This is a genomic window from Burkholderia sp. Tr-862 (assembly GCF_011753085.1).
GTDB classification, from domain to species: Bacteria; Pseudomonadota; Gammaproteobacteria; order Burkholderiales; family Burkholderiaceae; genus Burkholderia; species Burkholderia ambifaria.
Window position 1 is genome coordinate 1 of sequence record NZ_VWWG01000281.1, and the last position, 4,559, is coordinate 4,559.

Here is a 4,559-nt window from a genome sequence, read left to right on the forward strand (position 1 = left end):
CGGCGTGCCGACCTGCGAGGCCGCCCCGCCGCCGGCCGACGGCGACACGGTGCCGCTCAGCAGGCTGTCGAGGCGGCTCGCCAGTAGGGCGGCCGCAACGGAGTCGATACCGGTCATGATCGGAGCCTGCTCACCTCAGCCACATCGTTGCGAAGCCGGGCACGCGGCAACGGCCGCCCCGGCAAACGGGCACTAGCCGCGCGCGCGGTAGAGATCGGTCAATACCTTGGTCGAGCGCCGCGCCTCGAACAGCGCGGACAACCGCGCGACTTCCGGGCTCGCGAGATCGCGGATCGCGGCGTCGTCGGCGAGGATGCGGCGGATCAGCCCGAGCTTGCGGCCGAGGTCCGATTCGTCGAGCGCGACGCCCGGATCGGCCTCCTTCAGCCCGTCGACGAGCCGCAGGAATTCGGCCTGCAACTCCGGCAGCGCGCTCCAGTCGGCACCGCGTGCCGCGCTCAGCATGCGGCCCGACACGGCCGCGAGCGCCTCGTAGCGGGCGAAGTACTCGGCCTTGAGATTCATCGCGCCGCGTCCGCCGCCTGTTGTGCGGCCATCCGCGCGACTTCGGGGGCGATGCCCGTCCACGCTTCCTCGAGCGTGGCGAGCAGTCCGTCGACCTCGACCAGCATCGCGTCGCTCGCGCGCATGTTGGCTTCCAGCAAGCGCCGGACGATATAGGCGTACAGCGCATCCAGGCGCCCTGCGATCTCGCCGCCCGCGTCGCGGTTCAGCGCCGCCTGCAGGCCGCTCTCGACGATCCCGATCGCCTTGCCGATCGCTTCGCCGCGTGCGGGCACGTTGCCCTGCTGCAGGTGCATGCGCGCGAGCGCGATGGCCTGCCGCGCGCCTTGGTACAGCATCGCGATCAGCCGGTGCGGGGAGGCGCCCATCACCCCCGTCTCGACGCCGACACGCGCGTACGCACTGGCTCCAGCGTGTCCTGGGGAAAACATGCGCTTCTTCTCCTTGTGATGCGTTGGCTATGCGGAAGCCGCCGCCCTGCGTTGCACGACGCGGCCTTGTACCGGAGTTATCGGAAGGGAATTGAAAAGCTTTAGGTGCGCGGGCCGCCAGCCCGGCCGCCGCGGCGTGACCGCCTCGTCACACCGACATCTGCATGATGTCGTTGTACGCGCTCACGAGCTTGTTGCGGACCTGGAGCCCGAACTGGAAGCCGATGTTGGCCTTCTGCATGTCGACCATCACGTCGTTCAGCGACACGTTCGCCGCGCCGACCTCGAACGCCTGCGCCTCGCCGAGCGCGTGCTGCTGGTCGCCGCTGATCTTGTCGAGCGACGCCTTCATCGCGCTCGCGAACGTGCCGGCCGTCGCGGCGCCCGAGCCGGCGAGCGCCGCCGTCGGGCTCGCGACGCCGCCGCCCGCCTGCGCGGCCATCGCCTGCATCTGTTGCAACACCGAACCGATTCCGCTGACGTTGGCAGTCATGCTGTCCCCAGACCTAAGAGAAGAGACCCGGACCCACCGGGCGTTTGCGCCGGCGCCGCACCATGCGCACCATGCCGGATCGCGAAAAAGGATAGCAGCGCGGCGCACGCCAAAGCCGCGAAAGTACGGGGGAAACCCCGCTCTTTTCCGTCGATCGGAGTCGCGCCCGGATCCCGATAATCGCAACGTGTCATTGTCCGTCCGCTCGTCCGAGCGGCTCAGTCGTCCCGCTCCGGAGAAACTCCACGCATGGATTCGCAGGCCAACTCGCTGATCAACCCCGACGCCCGCACGGGCCTCGCCAGCCCGGTGCCAGGCGCCACCGCGGCCGCCGCGTTGCCGGGAGCAGGCGGCGCCGGCGCGGACTTCGGGTTCGGCGGTTTCGCGGAACGCATTCCCGGCATCTCGCGGATGAAGGGCAACCCGAAGCTGCCGTTCGTGATCGCCGTCGCGTTCGCGATCGCCGCGATCACCGCGCTCGTGCTGTGGAGCCGCGCGCCCGACTATCGCGTGCTGTACAGCAACCTGTCGGACCGCGACGGCGGCGCGATCATCGCCGCGCTCCAGCAGGCCAACGTTCCGTACAAGTTCGCCGACGCCGGCGGCGCGATCCTCGTGCCGTCGAACCAGGTGCATGAAACGCGCCTGAAGCTCGCCGCGCTGGGCCTGCCCAAGGGCGGCTCGGTCGGCTTCGAGCTGATGGACAACCAGAAATTCGGCATCAGCCAGTTCGCCGAGCAGGTGAATTACCAGCGCGCGCTCGAAGGCGAGCTGCAGCGCACGATCGAATCGATCAACGCGGTGCGCGGCGCGCGCGTGCATCTCGCGATCCCGAAGCCGTCGGTGTTCGTGCGCGACAAGGAAGCGCCGAGCGCGTCGGTGTTCGTCGACCTCTACCCGGGCCGCGTGCTCGACGAGGGCCAGGTGCAGGCGATCACGCGGATGGTGTCGTCCGGTGTGCCCGACATGCCGGCGAAGAACGTGACGATCGTCGACCAGGACGGCAACCTGCTGACGCAGACCGCGTCGGCCTCCGGCCTCGACGCGAGCCAGCTCAAGTACGTGCAGCAGGTCGAGCGCAACACGCAGAAGCGCATCGACGCGATCCTCGCGCCGATCTTCGGCACCGGCAACGCGCGCTCGCAGGTCAGCGCCGACATCGATTTCTCGAAGCTCGAGCAGACCTCGGAAAGCTACGGCCCGAACGGCACGCCGCAGCAGGCCGCGATCCGCAGCCAGCAGACCAGCAGCGCGACCGAACTCGCGCAGGGCGGCGCATCGGGCGTGCCGGGCGCGCTGTCGAACACGCCGCCGCAGCCGGCCTCCGCGCCGATCGTCGCCGGCAACGGCCAGAACGGCGCGCAGTCGACGCCCGTCAGCGACCGCAAGGACCAGACCACCAACTACGAGCTCGACAAGACGATCCGTCACGTCGAGCAGCCGATGGGCAATGTGAAGCGGCTGTCGGTCGCCGTCGTCGTCAACTACCAGCCGGTCGCCGACGCGAAGGGCCACGTGACGATGCAGCCGCTGCCGCCGCCCAAGCTCGCGCAGATCGAGCAGCTCGTGAAGGACGCGATGGGCTACGACGAGAAGCGCGGCGACTCGGTCAACGTCGTGAACAGCGCGTTCTCGACCGTCGGCGATCCGTACGCCGACCTGCCGTGGTGGCGCCAGCCGGACATGATCGCGATGGCGAAGGAAGCCGCGAAGTGGCTTGGCATCGCGGCAGCCGCGGCGGCGCTCTATTTCATGTTCGTGCGCCCGGCGATGCGCCGCGCGTTCCCGCCGCCCGAGCCGGTCGCCCCGGCGCTCGCGGCGCCGGACGATCCGGTCGCGCTCGACGGCCTGCCCGCCCCGGACAGGGCCGACGAGCCCGATCCGCTGCTGCTCGGCTTCGAGAACGAAAAGAACCGCTACGAACGCAACCTCGACTACGCGCGCACGATCGCCCGCCAGGATCCGAAGATCGTCGCCACCGTCGTGAAGAACTGGGTGTCCGATGAACGCTGAAGGCCTGACCAAGAGCGCGCTGCTGCTGATGTCGATCGGCGAGGAAGAGGCCGCTGAAGTATTCAAGTTCCTCGCGCCGCGCGAGGTGCAGAAGATCGGCGCCGCGATGGCCGCGCTGAAGAACGTCACGCGCGAGCAGGTCGAGGGCGTGCTGCAGGAATTCGCGAAGGAAGCCGAGCAGCACACCGCGCTGTCGCTCGATTCCAGCGAGTACATCCGCTCCGTGCTGACCAAGGCGCTCGGCGAGGACAAGGCCGGCGTGCTGATCGATCGGATCCTGCAGGGCAGCGACACGAGCGGCATCGAGGGCCTGAAGTGGATGGACTCGGGCGCGGTGGCCGAACTGATCAAGAACGAGCATCCGCAGATCATCGCGACGATCCTCGTGCATCTCGACCGCGACCAGGCTTCCGAGATCGCGTCGTGCTTCACCGAACGGCTGCGCAACGACGTGCTGCTGCGGATCGCGACGCTCGATGGCATCCAGCCGGCCGCGCTGCGCGAGCTCGACGACGTGCTCACCGGCCTGCTGTCGGGCAGCGACAACCTGAAGCGCAGCCCGATGGGCGGCATCCGCACTGCGGCCGAGATCCTCAACTTCATGACGAGCAATCATGAAGAAGGCGTGCTCGAAAGCGTGCGCCAGTACGACGCCGACCTCGCGCAGAAGATCGTCGACCAGATGTTCGTGTTCGAGAACCTGCTCGACCTCGAGGATCGCGCGATCCAGATGGTGCTGAAGGAAGTCGAGTCGGAAACGCTGATCATCGCGCTGAAGGGCGCGCCGCCCGCGCTGCGCCAGAAGTTCCTCGCGAACATGTCGCAACGCGCGGCCGAACTGCTCGCGGAGGATCTCGACGCACGCGGCCCGGTGCGCGTGTCCGAGGTCGAGACGCAGCAGCGCCGCATCCTGCAGATCGTGCGCAACCTCGCCGAGAGCGGTCAGATCGTGATCGGCGGCAAGGCGGAAGACGCATATGTCTGATCCCGTGCGCGAGCGCGCCGCCACCCTCACCGCGTACCAGCGGTGGGAGATGGCGTCGTTCGATCCGCCGCCGCCCCCGCCGCCGCCCGACGACGCGGCCGCGGCCGCCGCC

5 protein-coding genes and 1 pseudogene are annotated in these 4,559 nt (G+C 68.9%); 3 read left to right on the forward strand and 3 right to left on the reverse strand.

What is annotated here, in order from left to right; genetic code table 11:
• Positions 1-192: 192 nt before the first annotated feature.
• The 3 genes from F3J14_RS33675 to fliE all read right to left on the reverse strand — a co-directional run bounded on the left by F3J14_RS33675 (position 193) and on the right by fliE (position 1,449).
• Positions 193-525, reverse strand: coding sequence for a flagellar protein FliT (locus F3J14_RS33675; protein WP_006756024.1), 333 nt, complete (start codon positions 523-525; stop codon positions 193-195).
• On the reverse strand, positions 522-956 hold the full coding sequence (gene fliS, locus F3J14_RS33680) for a flagellar export chaperone FliS (RefSeq protein ID WP_166726589.1): 435 nt from the start codon (positions 954-956) through the stop codon (positions 522-524). The genes F3J14_RS33675 and fliS overlap by 4 nt, the downstream gene beginning before the upstream one ends.
• A gap of 148 nt (positions 957-1,104) precedes the next feature.
• Entirely contained in the window at positions 1,105-1,449 is a 345-nt protein-coding gene (gene fliE / locus F3J14_RS33685) for a flagellar hook-basal body complex protein FliE (RefSeq protein ID WP_006761724.1), read from the reverse strand.
• 249 nt (positions 1,450-1,698) lie between these two features.
• Here fliE and fliF point away from each other — a divergent pair, with 249 nt between their 5' ends.
• The 3 genes and pseudogenes from fliF to F3J14_RS33700 form a co-directional block, all read left to right on the forward strand.
• Positions 1,699-3,462: a flagellar basal-body MS-ring/collar protein FliF gene (gene fliF, locus F3J14_RS33690; RefSeq protein ID WP_166726590.1), complete on the forward strand. Its 1,764-nt coding sequence runs from the start codon at positions 1,699-1,701 to the stop codon at positions 3,460-3,462.
• Positions 3,452-4,447, forward strand: coding sequence for a flagellar motor switch protein FliG (fliG, locus tag F3J14_RS33695; protein ID WP_006753019.1), 996 nt, complete (start codon positions 3,452-3,454; stop codon positions 4,445-4,447). Before fliF ends, fliG begins: the two co-directional genes overlap by 11 nt.
• Positions 4,440-4,559, forward strand: a pseudogene (locus F3J14_RS33700) (flagellar assembly protein FliH); the annotation flags it as partial. The gene fliG and the pseudogene F3J14_RS33700, both read left to right, overlap by 8 nt.

Coding starts and splice junctions, on each gene's coding strand:
- F3J14_RS33675 (WP_006756024.1), bottom strand. CDS start 525: ATGAATCTCAAGGCCGAGTACTTCGCCCGCTACGAGGCGCTCGCGGCC.
- fliS (WP_166726589.1), bottom strand. CDS start 956: ATGTTTTCCCCAGGACACGCTGGAGCCAGTGCGTACGCGCGTGTCGGC.
- fliE (WP_006761724.1), bottom strand. CDS start 1,449: ATGACTGCCAACGTCAGCGGAATCGGTTCGGTGTTGCAACAGATGCAG.
- fliF (WP_166726590.1), top strand. CDS start 1,699: ATGGATTCGCAGGCCAACTCGCTGATCAACCCCGACGCCCGCACGGGC.
- fliG (WP_006753019.1), top strand. CDS start 3,452: ATGAACGCTGAAGGCCTGACCAAGAGCGCGCTGCTGCTGATGTCGATC.